At 65.2% G+C, this 17,418-nt stretch carries 16 protein-coding genes and 1 tRNA gene; 10 read left to right on the top strand and 7 right to left on the bottom strand.

Annotated elements, in window-relative coordinates; translation table 11 throughout:
• Nucleotide 1: 1 nt before the first annotated feature.
• From rseP to lpxB, 7 genes are all read left to right on the top strand, one after another.
• Nucleotides 2-1,141: an RIP metalloprotease RseP gene (gene rseP / locus J6595_RS07640; RefSeq protein ID WP_209593877.1), complete on the top strand. Its 1,140-nt coding sequence runs from the start codon at nt 2-4 to the stop codon at nt 1,139-1,141.
• Nucleotides 1,142-1,340: 199 nt separating this feature from the next.
• Complete coding sequence (gene bamA, locus J6595_RS07645) at nt 1,341-3,794, top strand: outer membrane protein assembly factor BamA (RefSeq protein ID WP_209593878.1); 2,454 nt, start codon at nt 1,341-1,343, stop codon at nt 3,792-3,794.
• Between the two features lie 49 nt (nt 3,795-3,843).
• A complete protein-coding gene (gene lpxD, locus J6595_RS07650) occupies nt 3,844-4,905 on the top strand; it encodes a UDP-3-O-(3-hydroxymyristoyl)glucosamine N-acyltransferase (protein ID WP_209593879.1) in 1,062 nt (353 codons plus the stop codon).
• Complete coding sequence (fabZ, locus tag J6595_RS07655) at nt 4,898-5,365, top strand: 3-hydroxyacyl-ACP dehydratase FabZ (protein WP_209593880.1); 468 nt, start codon at nt 4,898-4,900, stop codon at nt 5,363-5,365. The genes lpxD and fabZ overlap by 8 nt, the downstream gene beginning before the upstream one ends.
• A gap of 2 nt (nt 5,366-5,367) precedes the next feature.
• Nucleotides 5,368-6,174 carry an acyl-ACP--UDP-N-acetylglucosamine O-acyltransferase gene (lpxA, locus tag J6595_RS07660; RefSeq protein WP_209593881.1) on the top strand — a complete coding sequence of 269 codons (807 nt, stop codon included), beginning with the start codon at nt 5,368-5,370 and terminating at the stop codon, nt 6,172-6,174.
• Between the two features lie 4 nt (nt 6,175-6,178).
• The gene (locus J6595_RS07665) at nt 6,179-7,078 is read left to right on the top strand and encodes an LpxI family protein (protein ID WP_209593882.1); all 900 of its coding nucleotides are present in this window, start codon (nt 6,179-6,181) and stop codon (nt 7,076-7,078) included.
• Nucleotides 7,075-8,232: a lipid-A-disaccharide synthase gene (gene lpxB, locus J6595_RS07670; RefSeq protein ID WP_209593883.1), complete on the top strand. Its 1,158-nt coding sequence runs from the start codon at nt 7,075-7,077 to the stop codon at nt 8,230-8,232. Before J6595_RS07665 ends, lpxB begins: the two co-directional genes overlap by 4 nt.
• A gap of 9 nt (nt 8,233-8,241) precedes the next feature.
• On the opposite strand, the gene J6595_RS07675 is transcribed toward lpxB, so the two are convergent.
• From J6595_RS07675 to J6595_RS07705, 7 genes are all read right to left on the bottom strand, one after another.
• A complete protein-coding gene (locus J6595_RS07675; RefSeq protein WP_209593884.1) occupies nt 8,242-9,537 on the bottom strand; it encodes a TRAP transporter large permease in 1,296 nt (431 codons plus the stop codon).
• Nucleotides 9,530-10,069: a TRAP transporter small permease gene (locus J6595_RS07680; protein WP_209593885.1), complete on the bottom strand. Its 540-nt coding sequence runs from the start codon at nt 10,067-10,069 to the stop codon at nt 9,530-9,532. The genes J6595_RS07675 and J6595_RS07680 overlap by 8 nt, the downstream gene beginning before the upstream one ends.
• Before the next feature lie 351 nt (nt 10,070-10,420).
• Nucleotides 10,421-11,434 (bottom strand): TRAP transporter substrate-binding protein, encoded by a 1,014-nt coding sequence (locus tag J6595_RS07685; protein ID WP_209593886.1) that lies wholly within the window; start codon nt 11,432-11,434, stop codon nt 10,421-10,423.
• A 55-nt stretch (nt 11,435-11,489) separates the two neighbouring features.
• The gene (locus tag J6595_RS07690; protein WP_209593887.1) at nt 11,490-12,398 is read right to left on the bottom strand and encodes an SDR family NAD(P)-dependent oxidoreductase; all 909 of its coding nucleotides are present in this window, start codon (nt 12,396-12,398) and stop codon (nt 11,490-11,492) included.
• A gap of 23 nt (nt 12,399-12,421) precedes the next feature.
• Entirely contained in the window at nt 12,422-13,249 is an 828-nt protein-coding gene (locus J6595_RS07695; RefSeq protein ID WP_209593888.1) for an enoyl-CoA hydratase-related protein, read from the bottom strand.
• On the bottom strand, nt 13,246-14,901 hold the full coding sequence (locus J6595_RS07700) for an AMP-binding protein (protein ID WP_209593889.1): 1,656 nt from the start codon (nt 14,899-14,901) through the stop codon (nt 13,246-13,248). Before J6595_RS07700 ends, J6595_RS07695 begins: the two co-directional genes overlap by 4 nt.
• 408 nt (nt 14,902-15,309) lie before the next feature.
• Nucleotides 15,310-15,385 (bottom strand) — tRNA-Ala (locus J6595_RS07705).
• 217 nt (nt 15,386-15,602) lie between these two features.
• Between J6595_RS07705 and J6595_RS07710 the strand changes: the two genes are divergently transcribed.
• The 3 genes from J6595_RS07710 (at nt 15,603) to ku (ending at nt 17,414) form a co-directional block, all read left to right on the top strand.
• Nucleotides 15,603-15,905: a YggT family protein gene (locus J6595_RS07710; protein WP_209593890.1), complete on the top strand. Its 303-nt coding sequence runs from the start codon at nt 15,603-15,605 to the stop codon at nt 15,903-15,905.
• 23 nt (nt 15,906-15,928) lie between these two features.
• Complete coding sequence (locus J6595_RS07715) at nt 15,929-16,249, top strand: DUF167 domain-containing protein (RefSeq protein ID WP_209593891.1); 321 nt, start codon at nt 15,929-15,931, stop codon at nt 16,247-16,249.
• A 133-nt stretch (nt 16,250-16,382) separates the two neighbouring features.
• Nucleotides 16,383-17,414, top strand: a complete 1,032-nt coding sequence (gene ku, locus J6595_RS07720) for a non-homologous end joining protein Ku (protein WP_209593892.1) — start codon at nt 16,383-16,385, stop codon at nt 17,412-17,414.
• Nucleotides 17,415-17,418: the final 4 nt, after the last annotated feature.

Consider the following 17,418-nt stretch of genomic DNA (forward strand, 5'->3'; position numbering starts at 1 on the left):
GATGGAATTCGGAGCGCTTACCTCCGGCCTTTGGGACCACGCGCTGATCTACGTGGTGCCGTTTCTTTTCGTCCTGACGATCATCGTCTTTTTCCATGAGCTCGGCCACTTCCTGATCGGCCGCTGGTGCGGGATCAAGGCGCTGACGTTTTCGGTCGGCTTCGGGCCCGAGATCGTCGGCTTCACCGACAGGCAGGGGACGCGCTGGAAACTCGCCGCGATTCCGCTCGGCGGCTACGTCAAGTTCCTCGGCGACGAGAACGCCGCTTCGGTTCCGGACCAGGAGGCCGTCGGGCGCATGGACGAGGACGAGCGCCGCCACGCCTTCCCGACCGCCAGTGTCGGCCGGCGCGCCGCCACGGTGGCGGCCGGGCCGATCGCCAACTTCATCCTCGCCATCGTCATCTTCGCCGGCGTCGTCTACGCCAGTGGCCGGGTGGTCGGAGACCCGGTCGTTTCCGGCGTCGAGCCGGGCTCGCCGGCCATGGCGGCCGGCTTCGAGCCGGGCGACAGGGTGATCTCCGCCGGCGGCGAGCCGATCGATTACTTCTCCGATCTCCAGCGCTACGTGGCGGCCTCCGGCGAAAGCCCGATCACCTTCAAGGTGGAGCGGGACGGGCGGCCGGTCGAGCTGACGGTCACGCCCCGGATGGAGACGCGCAAGGACGAGTTCGGCAACTCCTTCACCCTGCCCGTGGTGGGGCTGCGGGCCGACAACGCCAAGGGCGGCTTTAGGGTCGAGACGCTGGGACCCGTCGAAGCCTTGCAATACGGGGTGTCGCAAACCTGGTTCGTCGCCGCCCAGACGGTCGGCTTCATCGGCCAGGTGATCAGCGGACGACAGAGTGCCGACCAGATCGGCGGCCCGATCCGCATCGCGCAGGTCTCGAGCCAGGTGTCGACGATCGGCATCGGCGCGCTGCTCAATCTCGCGGCGCTCCTGTCGATCTCGATCGGGATTCTCAATCTGTTGCCGATCCCGATGCTCGACGGCGGGCATCTTCTGTTTTACGCCTTCGAGGCGGCGCGCGGTCGTCCGCTCAGCGAAAAGGTGCAGGAGCTGGGTTTCAAGATCGGTCTCGCTCTCGTCACCATGCTCATGATATTCGCGTTCTGGAATGATATTTCGGGCCAGGTGTAAGGGGCATCCGGTCGGGGGACTGGGGGAAAGCATTGGTTAACCATGTCGGCATGGTTCGTGACCGCCTTGCAACGGCGTTTCCGATTCCTCAATCCACTACGACGAGTTTGCTTGAACGGAATATCAAAGCCGGTACAAGGCAGACTCTGGAAATGAACGTCCTGCTCGACAGCAAGAAGACGACAAGGTGGTTGGGAACATGAAGGCTGGAACGAAAACTCTGCGCGCGGCGACTGCGGTGGCGCTGTCTTCGACCCTCCTCGTCGCAACGACGCTAACTTTCCAACTCGCCACGACCACGATCGCCAGTGCGGCGGTCGTCAATCGGATCGACGTGCGCGGCAACAGCCGGGTCGATGCCGAGACGGTTCGCGGCTTCATGCAGATCAAGCCCGGCCAGAACGTCACCGAAGCCGACCAGGACGCAGCGGTGAGGCGTCTGTATTCGACGGGTCTGTTCTCAAACGTGCGGATCAGCCAGTCGGGCGGGACGCTGATCGTGCAGGTCGACGAGAACCAGATCGTCAATCAGGTGCTGTTCCAGGGCAATTCGAAGATCAAGGACCAGCAGCTCATCGCCACGGTCCAGACCGCGCCGCGCGGCCCCTATTCCCAGGCGACCGTCGACGCCGACATCGAGGCGATCAAGAAGGCCTATGTCTCGATCGGCCGCAGTGACGCGATCGTCACGGCGCAGACCCAGCCGATCGGGCAGGGCCGCGTCAACGTCATCTACAACATCCAGGAAGGCGATCGTACGAAGATCGCCTCGATCAGCTTCGTCGGCAACAACGCCTTCTCCGACGCGCGCCTGAAGCAGGTCATCTCGCTGCGCGAAACCGGCATTTTGAGCTTTATCCAGCGCGACGACGTCTACGATCCGGACAAGCTGCAGTCCGACGAAGAGACGCTGCGCCGCTTCTACTACAACCACGGCTACGCCGATTTCCGCATCCTGTCGGCGGTCGCCGAGCTCGATCCCGACCAGAACTCCTACTTCATCACCTTCACGGTCGATGAGGGCGAGCGCTACGCTTTCGGCGCGGTGCGGATCGATTCGACCATCGACGGCGTCGACACCGACACGCTCTACAAGGAGCTCGACACCGCGCCGGGCGACATCTACAGCGCCAAGGAGGTCGAGAACTCTCTCGTCAACCTGACCAATGCGCTGGCCAACAAGGGCTTCGCCTTCGCCCAGGTGACGCCGCGCGGCAATCGCGACTTCACCAACCACACCATCGCCATCGACTATGTGATCGATCAGGGGCCGCGCGCCTATGTCGAGCGCATCGAGATCCGCGGCAACACCAAGACCCGCGACTACGTCATTCGCCGTGAGTTCGACATCTCGGAAGGCGATGCCTTCAATCAGGTGCTCATCCAGCGTGCCAAGCAGCGGCTCGAGGACCTGAAATACTTCACCAAGGTCAATATCTCGACGGCGCCGGGCTCCGAGCCCGACCGCGTCATCGTCATCGTCGATGTCTCGGAGAAGGCAACCGGCGAAATCTCGGTCGGTGGCGGCTACACGACGAGCGGCGATTCCTCCGGCCCGGTTGCCGAAGTCGGCATCCAGGAGCGCAACTTCCTCGGCCGTGGCCAGTTCGTGAAGGTCTCGGCCAGCGTCGGCACCAACAGTCGCTCGTATAACCTGTCGTTCACGGAGCCCTATTTCCTCGGCCAGCGTCTGGCCGCAGGGTTCGACGTCTACCATACCGAGACATCGACCGATAATTACGACGTCAAGCGCACCGGCGGCGACGTGCGCATCTCGGCGCCGATCACCGATCACCTGACGGCCACGCTCGCCTACAATATCAAGAGCGAGACCTATGGCGACGACACCGGCGAGACGGTCAACAATCCGGATTACGACTCGACCGATTCGAGTTCTGAGGAATATATCGACAGCACCTGCGGCTCGCCGAACCCGCTGGGCAATCTTTACGACGAGGGCGGAAATAGCATCACGGCTCCTTCCTTCACGGACTCGCCGATCATTAACGCGGCGATCTGCGACAGTCCCTATCTGACGTCCTCGCTGTCATATCAGTTCACCTACAACACCCTCGACAACAACCAGGATCCGCGCGACGGCTTCATCGGTTCGGCCGGTCAGGAATTTGCCGGCATCGGCGGCGATGCCAAGTTCGTCAAGACGACGGGCAAGGCGTCCTACTTCAATCTGCTGAGCGAGGAATGGGACATCATCGGCCAGCTCTCGGGCGGCGCCGGCAACGTTTCGAAGCTCGGCAGCGATCTGCGCGTCTTCGACAACTTCTTCAAGGGCCAGGACATCGTCCGCGGCTTCGACACCCGCGGTATCGGCCCGCGCCAGTACGGCGTCGCCATCGGTGGCGAGAACTATGGCAACGTCTCGGCGGAAGCGACCTTCCCGCTCCCCGGGATCAGCCGCGATCTCGGCTTCCGCGGTGCGGTCTTCGCCGATGCCGGCTCGCTCTGGGGCAGCGAGTTCAAGGACCAGCCGGGCGTCGAGGGAACCGACTTCTCGCTCCGTGCCTCGGCCGGTGTCGGCCTGATCTGGGCTTCGCCGTTCGGTCCGCTGCGGGTGAATTACGCCCATCCGCTTAAGAAAGAAGACTTCGACGATACGCAGGAGTTCTCCTTCGGCTTTTCCTCGCGCTTCTGACGCATCAAGAAAAGGGGCGGGGGAGGAGGGCTTTCCCGCCGGTTCAACCATGCCAGACACGTCATTCTTTGCTCGGGGTGCCGGTCTGACTGTGGGCGAGATCGCCTCGCGCGCGGGAGCTGAAGTCGGTGAGGGCACCGATCCCAACGCGGTCTTGACAGGGATCGGACCCCTCGATCGCGCCGGCCCGGACGACTGCTCCTTCTTCGACAGTCCCCGCTATGCCCCGCAACTGGCCACTACCCGGGCCGGCTGTGTCTTCATTGCGCAGAAGCACCTCGCGCTTCTGCCCGAAGGTCTGCCGCATCTGATCGCGGGCAATGTCCAGGCGGCCTTTGCCAAGACCGGACGCAGCTTCTACCCGGCGGCTCTCCTGCCAGACGCGATCACGACCACGGAAGGAATTTCGCCGCGGGCGGAGATCGATCCGACGGCACAGATCGAGGACGGCGCCACCATCGAGGCTTTTGCCGTCATTGGGCCGGGCGTAAAGATCGGGCGTGGCACCATAGTCTCGCCCGGCGCCGTGATCGCCCGTGACTGCGCGATCGGTCGCGACTGCCGGATCGGTGCCCAGGTCGCCTTGTCGAACACCTTTCTCGGCAATCGTGTCGTGCTCCATCCGGGCGTCAAGATCGGCCAGGACGGCTTTGGCTATGTCGCCGGTCCGAGCGGCCTCGACAAGGTCGTGCAGATCGGCCGGGTAATCGTTCAGGACGATGTCGAGATCGGCGCGAATACGACGATCGACCGCGGCGCCATCCGCGACACGGTGATCGGCGAAGGAACGAAGATCGACAATCAGGTCCAGGTCGGGCACAACGTTGCGATCGGTCGGCACTGCGTGATTGTTGCGCAGGTCGGGATTTCGGGCTCGACCACTATCGGCGACGGCGTCATGATCGGTGGTCAGACCGGCGTCAACGGTCACGTGACGATCGGCGACGGTGCACAGATTGCGGCGGTTTCGGCGGTTTCGGCGGACGTGCCCGCGAAATCACGATGGGGTGGAATACCGGCGAAGCCGGTTCGCGAATGGTTCAGGGAAATGCGATTTTTGTCCGAACTGGCGATGAAGGGACGATCTGCGAGGAATGAGCGGGATGAGTGAGGAAACAACGACGCTGGAAAGCGCCGACATCAACAGGATTCTCGAGCTTCTTCCGCACCGCTATCCGTTCTTGATGGTCGATCGCATCGTCGACATCGACGGGGACAAGAGCGCCGTCGGGATCAAGAACGTGACGGCCAACGAGCCGCATTTCCTCGGCCATTTTCCCTCGGTGCCGGTGATGCCGGGCGTGCTGATCATCGAAGGCATGGCCCAGACCGCCGGGGCGATCTGCACGATGGCCAGTGGCGGCGGCGCGCCGCCGCTCGTCTATTTCATGACGATCGACAACGGCAAGTTCCGCAAGCCGGTGATCCCCGGCGATCGGCTCGAATATCACGTGAAACAGACCAAGAAGCGGGCGAACATCTGGAAGTTCGAATGCATCGCCAAGGTTGACGACCAGAAGGTTGCCGAGGCAACCGTCAGCGCGATGCTCATTCCCCGCGATCCCGAGTGACCATGTCAGAGACGAGCGTCCACCCCTCGGCGGTGATCGAGGACGGGGCCGAGATCGGCGAAGGCTGCGAGATCGGTCCGTTCTGCCACATTGGCCCGCAGGTGCGCCTCGGGGCGGGCAGCCGCCTGCGCTCCCATGTGGCGATCTGGGGCAACACCGTCATCGGCGCCGGCGCGCAGATCTGGCCATTCGCCTCCCTCGGCCATGCCCCGCAGCATCTGAAATATCGCGGCGAGGACACCCGCCTCGTCATCGGTGACAACTGCCTGATCCGCGAGCATGTGACGATGAATCCCGGCACGGTGCAGGGGCGGTCTGAGACGACGATCGGCGACAACTGCGCCTTCTTCACCGGGGCTCACGTCGCCCATGACTGCGTGATCGAGCGCAATGTCACGCTGATCAACAACGTCATGCTGGCCGGCCACTGCACCATCGGCGAATATGCGACGATCGCGGGCGGCTCCGGCATCCACCAGTTCACCCGCATCGGCCACCATGCCTATGTCGGCGGGTTGGCGGCTGTCGAGGGCGACGTCATCCCCTTCGGCATGGTGCTCGGCAACCGGGCCTATCTTTCCGGCCTCAATGTCATCGGCATGAAGCGCGCGGGTTTCGATCGCCATGCGATCCGCAACGTGCGCAAGGCCTATCGCATGCTGTTCTCCGACGATCTGACCTTCAAGGAGAACATCGACGAGGTGCAGGGCGAGTATCCGGAAGATCCTCTCGTCCAGGATCTGTTGGGTTTCATCCGCGCCGGCGGCGACCGCGCGCTGTGCTTCCCGCGTCACTCGCAGCACGCCTGAGCCGATGGAGCCGCGCTTTCCCGGCGAACCGCTCGGGCTGATCGCCGGCGGAGGGCGGTTGCCACGGATCGTCGCGGAAGCGGCGCGGGCCCATGGCTTCGAGCCCGTCGTCGTTCGGATCGCCGACGGGAAGGACGACGACTGGTCGGATTTCAAGGGCGAATATTTCGCCTGGGGGCGGGCGGGCGATGCCGTCCGTTTCATGAAGGCGAGCGGCGTGAAGCGCGTGCTGGCCTGCGGCACCGTCAGCCGGCGGCCGGACTTTCGCTCGATCCTGCCATCCCTGCGCACGCTCTTGATGCTGCCGACGGCCTTTCGGATCGTGCGAGGCGGCGACGACCGGCTCTTGCGCAACGTCGCGGCGTTTTTGAAGGCGCAGGGGCTGGAGCCGGTGGCGGTCCAGGATGTCGAGCCTCAGTTGCTGGCGCCGGAAGGACCGATCGCCGGGCGCGCGGCCGACGAGCGCGAGCGCGCCGCGCTGGCGCTCGGGGTTCGTGTGGCGCAAACCCTCGGCAGTCTCGATGTTGGCCAGGCAGTCGTCGCCTCGCAGGAGCGGGTGATCGCACTGGAAGCTGCCGAAGGGACCCGCGAGATGCTCCACCGTGTGGCCGATCTTCGCGCCCGTGGCCGGGTCGGACGCAATGAGCGGCTTGCCCTGGTGAAGGTGGTGAAGCCCCAACAGGACGAGCGCTTCGATCTTCCCAGCATCGGCGTCTCGACCATTCTGGAAGCCGACGGCGCGGGGATCTCGGCGATCGGCGTCAGCGCCGGGAAAAGCTTGATCATCGACTTCGACGCCCTCGTCGTCGCGGCGCGGGACGCCAATATCGCCGTGGTTGGCCTGCCGCGCGACGAGGCATCGGATCCTTCGCGCGCCGACGTCGTCTCCGGGAGTGAGCCATGAAGATCGCCTTCGTCGTCGGCGAGCCCTCGGGCGACGCCATTGGAGCGGATCTGATCCGCGCGTTGAGAGCAAGGCTTGCCGGCGATCTCAAACTCGTCGGACTTGCCGGCGAGGCGATGCAGGCCGAGGGCATGGAGACCCTCTTTGACATCGAGGAGCTGTCGATCATGGGCGTCTCGGCGATCCTTGCACGGCTGCCCCAGCTCGTCCGGCGTGTCGGCCAGACGGCGGATGCCATCATCGCGGCAAGGCCCGACGCGCTCGTCGTCATTGACAGCCCGACCTTTTCCCACCGGGTGGCAAAGCGCGTGCGGGCAAAGCTACCCGCCATGCCGATCGTCAACTATATTCCGCCGACGGTCTGGGCCTGGCGCGAGAGCAGGGCGGCGAAGATGGTCGCCTATGTCGATCACGCGATCTGTGCGCTGCCCTTCGAGCCGGACACGATGGCGCGGCTCGGCGGCCCGCCCTCCACCTATGTCGGCCATCCGCTGATGAAGGAGCCGGGGCTCTCAGCGATCCTGGCAAGCGAGGCGCCGCTCGTCGGCAAGGCGGCGAAGGCGCCGCCGCGCCTCGTCATCCTGCCGGGCTCGCGGCGCGGCGAGATCGACCGGCTGGCGGCCGACTTCGGCGCGACGCTGGCGCGGCTTTCCGAGCTTTTGCCGGGCGTCACGGCCGTCCTGCCGACGCTCGTCCGGCACCGGGAGCGCATCGAGGCCGAGGTCGCCAAATGGCCGGTCAAACCGGAGATCGTCACCGGCAACGACGCCAAGTGGCAAGCCTTTGCCGGTGCCGATGCGGCGCTCGCCGCCTCCGGCACGGTGTCGCTGGAACTGGCGCTCGCCGGCGTGCCGATGGCGCTCGCCTACAAGCTCGATCCCGTCGCCTACCAGATCCGCCATCTGATCTCCGCCTGGACGGCGGCAATGCCGAATTTCATTGTCGGCCATCCGCTGGTGCCCGAGCATTTCCACGAATTCGTCCGGCCGGAAATGCTGGCACGGCGCCTCGCCCGGCTGATGACCGAGACGCCCGAGCGCCACGCGCAACTCGCCGGCTTCGACGACATCCGCCGGCTGATGTCGATCGACCGCGCGCCCGGCGAGGCAGCGGCCGAGATCGTGCTGGAACTGGCGGCGAAGGGGCGGCGGTAAGCCGCTCCCTCAATTCATCGTCTGCGGCAGGAACAGGACGATCCAGGGCAGCGCGATCAGGATGATCAGGCGGATGACGTCGGTGATCACGAAGGGCAGCACCCCGCGGAAGATGGAGACGAGATCGACGTCCCGCGCGATGGTGTTGATGACGAAGACGTTCATGCCCACCGGCGGGGTGATCAGCCCGAGTTCCACGGTCATGACGATGATGACCCCGAACCAGACCGGGTCGAAGCCCATGGCGACGATGACCGGGAAGATGATCGGCACCATCAGGATGATCATCGCCATGGCGTCGAGGAAGCAGCCCATGACGAGAAACAACAGCATGATCAGCGCCAGCGTGCCGTAGCGGCCGAGATCGAGGTCGATGAGGAACTGGGTGAGGTTCTGGGGCACCTGGGTGACGGCCAGGAAATAGCCGAAGAGGATCGCGCCAATCAGGATGGTGTAGATGGCGACGGATGTGCGCAGCGCCTCGACCAGGCTGTCGAGCAGGCCGCGCAGGCCGAGACGGCCACGGGCGATGCCGATAAGTGCCGTCAGCACGGCGCCGACGGCGGACGCCTCCGTCGCGGTGGCAACGCCGAAATAGATGGCGAGGATGACGGCGGCAAAGAGCAGCGCGACGGCCCAGACCCCGGAGAGCGCCCGCAATGCCTCGCCAAGGCTGAAGGATGCGCCCGCCGGCAGCCTGCGGCCGTACCATAGCCGGACTGTCGCCATGTACATGAGGATGGCCAGAATACCGGGCGCGATGCCGGCGATGAAGAGTTTTCCGACGTCCTGCTCGGTGATGTAGGCATAGACCGCGAGCACCACCGAAGGCGGGATCAGGATGCCGAGGGTGCCGCCGGCGGCGATCACCCCGGTCGAGACGTCGTCGGGATAGCCGGCCCGCCGCATTTCCGGCAGGGCGATGTTGGTCATCGTCGCGGCGGTGGCGACGGAAGAGCCGCAGATCGCCGCGAAGCCGGCGCAGGCGCCGACGGTCGCAAGCCCCAGACCGCCCCGCAGCGAACCGAGGCTGGCATTGGCCGCCCGGAAGAGCTCCCGGCTCATGCCCGAGCGTGTCGCCAAGACCCCCATCAGAATGAAGAAGGGGATGAGCGTCAGGTTGAAGTCGGTGATGGTTCTCAAAGGCGAGGTGGAGAGCAGGTTGAAGGCCGGCCGCCAGCCGACCGTCATGCCGAAGCCGCCGACGCCGACGAGGCCCATGGCAACGCCGATCGGCACCCGGATCAGCATCAGGGCGAACAGGATGACGAAGCCGCCGGCCGCGACGAGATCCTTTTCACTCATGGCCGGCCCCGTGGGCTTCGTCGTCCCGGAGCGTGTCGTGGGGCTCGAGGCCCTCGCCGTAGCGCAAGACCAGCCACAGGCGGATCAAGGTGGTGACGACGGCCATGACGAGGCCTGCCACGACGAGCGCCAGAAACGGCCAGTGCGGCAGCCGAAGATCCATCGTCGTCTCGCCGCCCGGCATCTGCGACAGGACCCGGCCGCCCAGCTTCCAGACGAGGAGAAGCGTGAAGAGGAGAAGCGCCAGCCAGGCGAGGAGATCGAGTACCCGGCGGGCTTTCGCGCCGATCATCTGGGCGAGGATGTCCACCTTGATGTGGCTGCCCCGGAAGCCGAGCGAGGCAAAGCCCCACATGATGGCGATGGCGAGCGTCAGGCGTGAGAGATCGAAGGCGTCGGGGATCGGCGCGGCGAAGAGATAGCGCCCCAGCGCAGAGACGAAGACGAGGAGGGTGACGAGGCCGAGCATGACGGCGGCAATCCGCTCGATCGCGGTGACGATGCGTCCGGTGAGGCTTGAGGGGGAGGTCATGAATCGGCTCTCTGGTGTCGAGCGACGTCGCAGTTTTTGCAGGATGGGGGCAGAGACATCAACGCGGCGTCATCCTCGGGCCCCGTCCCGAGGATCCAGTTGCGGCGTTCGATCAGGACATCATCGGTCAAAATCATCAAAGGGCGTCGGCGGCGTGAGAGGTCGTTCTGGATCCTCGGGACGGGGCCCGAAGATGACGATGCTTCGGTGTTCGGAGATCGTTCCATCCGCCGGCAACGGAGGCTCAGTGGGGGCATGCCATCCCTGCCGCAATCTCCTCATGGTGAGCGTCCTGAACGCTCAGGATGCTCGCCATGAGGGCGAAGGGGACGCGGGAGGGAATGCTTCCCGTCAGTATTTCGTGCCGTTGGCCTCGAGCGCCTTGTCGTAGGCGGCAAGGACTTCGTCCGGGTCGTAGCCGGCCTTCCTGGCGTCGGCCTTCCAGGCTTCCATGACCGGCCCGACGCTGTCGCGCCACAGGGTCACCTCCTCGGCGTTCGGCGTGTAGACCTCGTGCTCCTTGTCGTCGAGGATCGATTGGCGCACCTCGTTGTCGTAGTCCGCCCAGCCCTTCGAGAACCTTTCCGACCATTCCGGCGTGCAGTGATCGTCGATGACATTTTTCAGGTCGTCGCCGAGGCCCTCATAGGTGTCCTTGTTGAACAGGATCACCTGGGACGAGAGGTAGAGGGGCAGGTCGTTGTGGAACTTGACGACGTCGGCCATCTTGAAGCTCTTCATCGCCTCATAGGGGAAGGTCACGGCATCGGCCGTGCCCTTGGCGATGGCGTCGCGCGCTTCGGGCGCGGGCACCTGCACCGAGGTGCCACCGAGGGAGTTGACGTAGCGCGCCATGGTCGAATGGGCCGGGCGCACGGTCTTGCCCTTCACGTCCGCCGGCACGTGGATCGGCGCATTGGCGTGGAAACGGCCGGGATTGTGCGGATTGACCAGGCAGAAGTGAACGTCGGCCATTTCCCTCGCCGCATAGCCGCCGTCGACATACCACTCGTTGATGGCCTTGGCCGCCTTCGGCCCGTCCTTCGCCTCGAAGGGGATGCCGGTCAGCTCGTAGATCGGGAAGCGGCCGGCCGTATAGCCGGGGTTGATGTAGCCGATGTCTACGATGCCGTCGCGGGTCATGTCGTAGTGATCGGGCGCGGCGCCGAGCTGCTGGGCGGGATAGATCTCGATCTTCAGCTCGCCGCCCGATGCCTCCTCGATCGATTTTGCCCACGGCTCGATGCCGGTGGTATGGGCCGGATGTGTCGCCGGCAGCCAGTGCGACAGACGCAGGGTCGTCTCGGCCCTCGCCGCGATGGTGGATGCGGCCAGCGCCGCGGCGATGATGATCAGTCTCTTCATGGTGGTTCCTCCCGGTTTCGCCCTTCCTCCCGAAGGGCCTTGATCTCGTCACATGCTACAGGAAATCGATGCCGACGCTCTGCTTGGCGCCAGCAAGGTCGTTCTCGATGGCTTCGGCTATCATTTCGGCGTTCCAGCCGCCGGTCCTGACGGCGTGGGCGGCCTCGACCGGATGGGACCAGACGGCGAGCCTGTCGCCGCCAAGGCCGATCGCCTGGCCGGTGACGCCGGCCGAGCGTTCCGAGGCGAGGTAGACGAAGATGCCCGCGACATCCTCGGGGCCGCCAAGGCCGAAATCCCGGCGCACCTTGTCCGGCAAAGGTTCGCCGCGCTCCATCATCTCGGCATAGGGCTGGAGCATCGGCACGGTCGCGGTCATCGCCGTCAGGGCATTGGGCACGACGGCATTGACGGTGACGTTGGCCCTTGCGAGCTCCATGGCCCAGGTGCGGGCGAAGGCGGCGATACCGGCTTTCGCGGCCGAATAGGACGTCTGTCCGAAATTGCCGCGCTGGCCGGCGATCGACGAGACGAGGATGAGCCGGCCGCCCTCGCCAGCCGCGCGGAAATGCCTTGCGGCGGCTCTGGCGCAGGTGAAGGTGCCGCGCAGATGGGTGGCGACGACAGCGTCGAAATCCTCGTCGGTGGTGTTCCACAAGACCCTGTCGCGCAGGATGCCGGCGTTGCAGGCCATGACGTCGAGACGGCCGAAGGCCTCGAGCGCGGTCGCAACGCAGAGATCGGCGGCCTCGCTCGTGCCGATCGCGGCGATGGCCGGTACGGCGCGGCCGCCGGAGCTGACGATGTCCGCGACGACGGCCTCGGCGGCCTTCGCGTCGATGTCGTTGACGACGATCGATCCGCCGGCCTTCGCCATGGCGAGCGCCGCGGCGCGGCCGATGCCCTGGCCGGCGCCGGTGATGACGATGGCGCGGCCGTCCAGGCTGACAGCGGTTTTGCTCATCGAAGCGTCCTCCCCTTCGCCACTCAGCGCCCGGTAAAGCGCGCCGGGCGCTTCTCCATGAAGGCGCGCGGGCCCTCCCGGGCGTCGCTCGACGCCATGACGAGCCGCTTGGCCTCGTCCTCCAGCTCGAAACCTTGTTCGAGCGGAACGCCGGTTGCAAGCCTGACCGTGCGCTTGATCTGGCGAACCGCCAGCGGTCCGTTGGCCGCAATGCGCCCGGCGATCGCCAGCGCCTCGGCGAGAACCTCTTCCTGCGGCACGACGGCGTTGACGAGGCCGCAGGAAAGAGCGCGCTCGGCGTCGATCATGTCGCCGGTCAGAAGCAGCTCCATCGCGATGGCATGGGGAAGCTGCCGGGGAAGCCGGGCGAGCGAGCCGGCAAAGGGAATGAGGCCGCGTTTGGCCTCCGGCAGGCCGAAGCGGGCGTTCTGCGCGACGACGCGGATGTCGGTGGCCAGCATCGTCTCCATGCCGCCGGCAACGCAGGCGCCGTTCACCGCGCAGACGATCGGTTTGTCGAGGCTCGTATGACGGAGCGCCGAGCGGTCCATCACGGCGGGATCCTCCAGCACCCGGCGGTCGAATTCGTCCTCGGGCTCTCGCGCCCCGGTCAGAAGCGGCATGGTCAGGGCGAGGTCGCCGCCCGAGCAGAAGGCCCTGTCTCCGGCACCGGTGACGACGAGCACCCTGAGGTCGTCGTCACCGGCGAAGCGGGCATAGGCGTCGGACAGAAGACAGGCCATTTGCGGGCTGATCGCGTTGCGCGCCGCCGGCCGGTTGAGCGTGACCAGAAAGACCTCGCCGCGAACCTCCTGCAACAGATGCGGCGCCTCGCCGCCGGCCGTGCTCACGCCCGGTCCTCCTCGATCATCCGTTTCGCCAAATCCCGTAACTCCACCTTGCGGACCTTGCCGTTCGCCGTCTTCGGCGTCGTCTCGATCACCGCGACATGGCGGGGCATCTTGTGACGCGCCATATGCGCCTTGCACCAGCTCTTCAGGGCGTCGGCATCGACCGTGCATCCGTCGCGGGCGACGACGAAGGCGAAGATCTCCTCGCCCATCTCGGCGTCCGGCACTCCGACGACCTGCGCCTCGGCGATGTCGGCATGTTCGAGCAGCCGATCCTCGATCTCGACCGGATAGACGTTTTCGCCGCCGCGGATCAGCATGTCCTTAATCCGGCCGACGATGCGAAGATGCCCGGCCTCGTCCATCACCGCGAGATCGCCGCTCCTCAGCCAGCCTTGCGGGTCGATGGCCGCCTGCGTCGCCTCCGGCATGGCGTAATAGCCGGCGGTGACGAGGAAGCCGCGGATCTGGAGCTCGCCCTGCCGGCCGAGGGGCACAACCGTGCCGGTCTCAGGATCGACGATGCGGATCTCCACATGGGGCAGCGGCACGCCGGCGGTTCTCACCTTCTCCTCGAGCGGCTCGTCCGGGAGGGTCTGGGTGATGATCGGGCTCGTCTCGGTCATGCCCATGATGATGGCAGGATCGCAGCCGATCCTCGCTTTCAACTCCAGCATCAGGCTCGGCGGGATCGAGGTGCCGCCGACATAGGCGATGCGCCAGGAGGACACGTCGCGCCGGCCGCGAGCGAGCGCCTCGTCCTGCAGGAGCCGCACATACATGGTCGGCACCGCGTTGACGATGGTGCCACGATGGCGCTCGAGAAGATCGAGCATTCGCGAGGCCTCGAAACTCTCCATGGCGACGAGGCAGCCGCCGACGGCCGCCATGCCGAGAACGTTGCAGACGCAGCCGGCGGTGTGGAAGAACGGCATGGCCGAGACCATGACGTCGCTCGGCCGATAGCCGGCGCGCCGGCCGGCGAGACGCGCGTTGTTGACCGTGCCGCGATGGGTGAGCATCGCGCCCTTCGGCTTGCCCGTCGTTCCGGAGGTGTACTGGATCTGCGCGACGTCGCCGGGCATCACCGCCAGGATCCGTTCGGCGAGCGCCTCCTGCGTGGTCGCCTCGCCGAGGCCGAGAAGGTCGCGAAAGGCGAGCGCGCCGACGATCGGCTGATCCGACAGGGCAACGACCCGGCGCAGCGACGGATAGGTCTCGGGGCGGTTTCGCGCGGCGCCTTCGAGACCGCCGAGATCGGGCATCATTTCGGCCAGCATGCCGGCGATCGAAAAGTCACGGAAGACGGCTGCGGCAAACAGCACGGAAACATCGCCCTGGGTCAGGAGATAGCCGAGCTCGGCCTGGCGGAAGGCGGGATTGACGGTGACGAGGACGGCGCCGATCCGCGCCAGAGCGTATTCCAGCAAGACCCATTCGGGCGAATTCGGCGCCATCACGGCGACGCGGGCCTGGCGTTCGACACCGATCGCGATGAGCGCCCGCGCGAGGCGATCGACTTCCCTATCCAGTTGACGATAGCTGTATTCGACCCGCCGCTGCGGCTCGTCGAAGATCAGAGCGGGCTGGTCGGGAAAGCGCTCCGCCTGCTCGCGCAGGAGATCGCCGAGGGTGATCTCGCGGAGCGGCATTCCCGCGTCTTCGGGAAGCCAATGCGACAGCTCTCCCGCAATCCCCATGCCCACGCCCTCCCAAAGCGGTTCGCATCAAGCCGACAGTGCCCCGCTTTCTCAGGTTGCGCGGGTTCTGTCCGTTCGGGATCATGGAATGGGATCACGAACTGTTCGATTTCGAACAATACGGGTTACGGCGGCCGCGTCAAGCGGCGTTGCGATTGCTCGGCGCGAACCTCTCGGTCGCCCGGTCTTCAGCCCGGATGGGAATCTGCCGGTGGCTGCTGAGAGCGCGCGCACGGTACAGGAGCACTGTGCTCGAGCGCCGGCCACGACTTGATCGCGAAAACGCACGGTTCGACGCTGCGTCATTCTCGCGCGCCGTCCCGACAATCCAGAATCTAATGCGGAAGCCATTGAAAGCATTGGTGGAGCTGAGCGGGATCGAACCGCTGACCTCGTCATTGCGAACGACGCGCTCTCCCAACTGAGCTACAGCCCCGTCCACCGATGCGAAGCGGCTTTTAGAGCCTCGGGCGGCCGGCTGTCAACGGCCCGGCAGTGCTCGCCGCGCGATTTCGTTCGTCTTTAGCCGGCCGTCGAGCGATCCTTCAGCCCGCCTGTCATGCGGGCGGCGTTAACGCTCGGGAGCCCTTGCAGCTTGCGCCGCCGGGCGGCGATGTCTACATCGGCGGCAACAAAACAAAGGCACGGGATCAATGCTGGCTGTCACCTTCGTCCTCTATCAGGCACTCAATCTTTATTGGTGGATCGTCATCGCCTCGGCCGTATTGTCCTGGCTCTACGCTTTCAACATCGTCAATCCGGGCAATCCCTTCGTCGATTCCGTCGGCCGTTTCCTGTGGCAGATGACCGAGCCGGTCTATCGCCGCATCCGGCGTTTCCTGCCCGACCTCGGCGGGATCGACCTGTCGCCGCTCGTCGTCCTGTTCGCCATCATGTTCCTGCAGTATTTCATCGTCGTCTATGTCGATCCGGCGATCATGCGGGCCGGGGTCTGAGCCGGCCTTCTCGCGGGTGAGACTTGGCCGAACGGTCCTTCTGGAGCGCCGACACGGCGGGCGTCTTTGTCTTCGTGCGAGTGACGCCGCGCGCGTCGAAGGATGCGATCGAGGGTGTCACCGTCGATGCGGCCGGTGACGAGCGCCTGGCGATCCGGCTGCGCGCGGTGCCGGAAGACGGCAAGGCCAACAAGGCCCTCGTCGCGCTCCTCGCCAAGAGCTGGAAGATCCCGAAGTCGGCGATCGACGTCGTCTCGGGTCTGACCCAGAGGCAAAAGACGATCCGATTGTCCGTTGTCGACGACGATCTTGCCAGCATTCTTCGGCAGATCGCAAAGGGCTGACGCTCTCCCCGAGCTCTGGTTGCGGCAGAGCCGTTCCGGAATTTCCACCTGTCTGCCGGACCGGCGTTGACTCTGCGTGAAGAATCTTCGCCAGCGCGCTGAACCACTCGCCCCGATTCCCGTTTGGCGAGTCATGAGCACCCCACGCGCCTATTGGACCGGGCATATCCGGCTGTCGCTTGTCTCCTTTCCGGTTCGGCTGTTTGCCGCGACGAGCCCGGCCAGGACGATTCAACTTCACCAATACGACAAGAACACCGGGCAGCGGATCCGCTACCAGAAGGTGTCGGAAAAGGACGAGGACCCGGTCGAGAGCGACGATATCGTCAAGGGGTACGAATACGAAAAGGGCCGCTACGTCGCGATCGAAGACGAGGAGATCGACAAGCTGAAGGCCGAGAGCAACCACGTCATCGAGCTGACCCAGTTCACCGACGCGGCCGACATCGACCCGATCTATTATGACCGGCCCTATTACATCGCGCCCGACGAAGACGGCGTGCAGGACGCCTATGTGACGATCCGCGAGGCACTGCGCAAAGCCAAGAAGGTGGCGCTCGGGCGCATCGTCATTGCCAACAAGGAGCGGATTGCGGCGATAAAGCCATGCGGCGACGGGCTGATGCTCGAAACGCTACGCTATGCGCAGGAGGTGCGCGACGCCAAGAAATTTTTCGACGAGGTGAAGGACGACGCCGAGATCGACGACGAACAGCTCGAGCTCGCCCAGCTTCTCATCGAGAAGAAGTCGAAGCCCTTCGACCCCAAGGCATTCCACGACACCTATCAGCAGGGCCTGATGGAGATCATCAAGGCCAAGATGGCCGGCAAGGAACCGCAGGCCGAAGAGGCGCCGGACGACGATGGCGGCAATGTCATCGACATCATGGACGCCCTGCGCAAGAGCCTGGAACAGTCTGGCGGTGGCTCGGATTCGAAGGCGGGAAAAAGCGGCAGCCGGCGCTCGACGAAAGCCTCTGGGACCAAGGCGTCATCGTCGAAATCGTCATCATCCGCCAAATCCGCCAAATCATCGGCCGGTTCTTCCAAATCCGCGTCGAAGTCCGCATCGAAGAGTTCGTCCTCCTCCGGCGGGTCCAAATCGACCGCGAAGGCGGGTGCGAAGAAATCGGGTGGTCGGTCGAAGAGCAGCAAGGCCGCGTGAGGCC

The organism is Jiella mangrovi, from assembly GCF_017815135.1.
GTDB classification, from domain to species: domain Bacteria; phylum Pseudomonadota; class Alphaproteobacteria; order Rhizobiales; family Rhizobiaceae; genus Jiella; species Jiella mangrovi.

Coding starts and splice junctions, on each gene's coding strand:
- rseP (WP_209593877.1), top strand. CDS start 2: ATGGAATTCGGAGCGCTTACCTCCGGCCTTTGGGACCACGCGCTGATC.
- bamA (WP_209593878.1), top strand. CDS start 1,341: ATGAAGGCTGGAACGAAAACTCTGCGCGCGGCGACTGCGGTGGCGCTG.
- lpxD (WP_209593879.1), top strand. CDS start 3,844: ATGCCAGACACGTCATTCTTTGCTCGGGGTGCCGGTCTGACTGTGGGC.
- fabZ (WP_209593880.1), top strand. CDS start 4,898: ATGAGTGAGGAAACAACGACGCTGGAAAGCGCCGACATCAACAGGATT.
- lpxA (WP_209593881.1), top strand. CDS start 5,368: ATGTCAGAGACGAGCGTCCACCCCTCGGCGGTGATCGAGGACGGGGCC.
- J6595_RS07665 (WP_209593882.1), top strand. CDS start 6,179: ATGGAGCCGCGCTTTCCCGGCGAACCGCTCGGGCTGATCGCCGGCGGA.
- lpxB (WP_209593883.1), top strand. CDS start 7,075: ATGAAGATCGCCTTCGTCGTCGGCGAGCCCTCGGGCGACGCCATTGGA.
- J6595_RS07675 (WP_209593884.1), bottom strand. CDS start 9,537: ATGAGTGAAAAGGATCTCGTCGCGGCCGGCGGCTTCGTCATCCTGTTC.
- J6595_RS07680 (WP_209593885.1), bottom strand. CDS start 10,069: ATGACCTCCCCCTCAAGCCTCACCGGACGCATCGTCACCGCGATCGAG.
- J6595_RS07685 (WP_209593886.1), bottom strand. CDS start 11,434: ATGAAGAGACTGATCATCATCGCCGCGGCGCTGGCCGCATCCACCATC.
- J6595_RS07690 (WP_209593887.1), bottom strand. CDS start 12,398: ATGAGCAAAACCGCTGTCAGCCTGGACGGCCGCGCCATCGTCATCACC.
- J6595_RS07700 (WP_209593889.1), bottom strand. CDS start 14,901: ATGCCGCTCCGCGAGATCACCCTCGGCGATCTCCTGCGCGAGCAGGCG.
- J6595_RS07710 (WP_209593890.1), top strand. CDS start 15,603: ATGCTGGCTGTCACCTTCGTCCTCTATCAGGCACTCAATCTTTATTGG.
- ku (WP_209593892.1), top strand. CDS start 16,383: ATGAGCACCCCACGCGCCTATTGGACCGGGCATATCCGGCTGTCGCTT.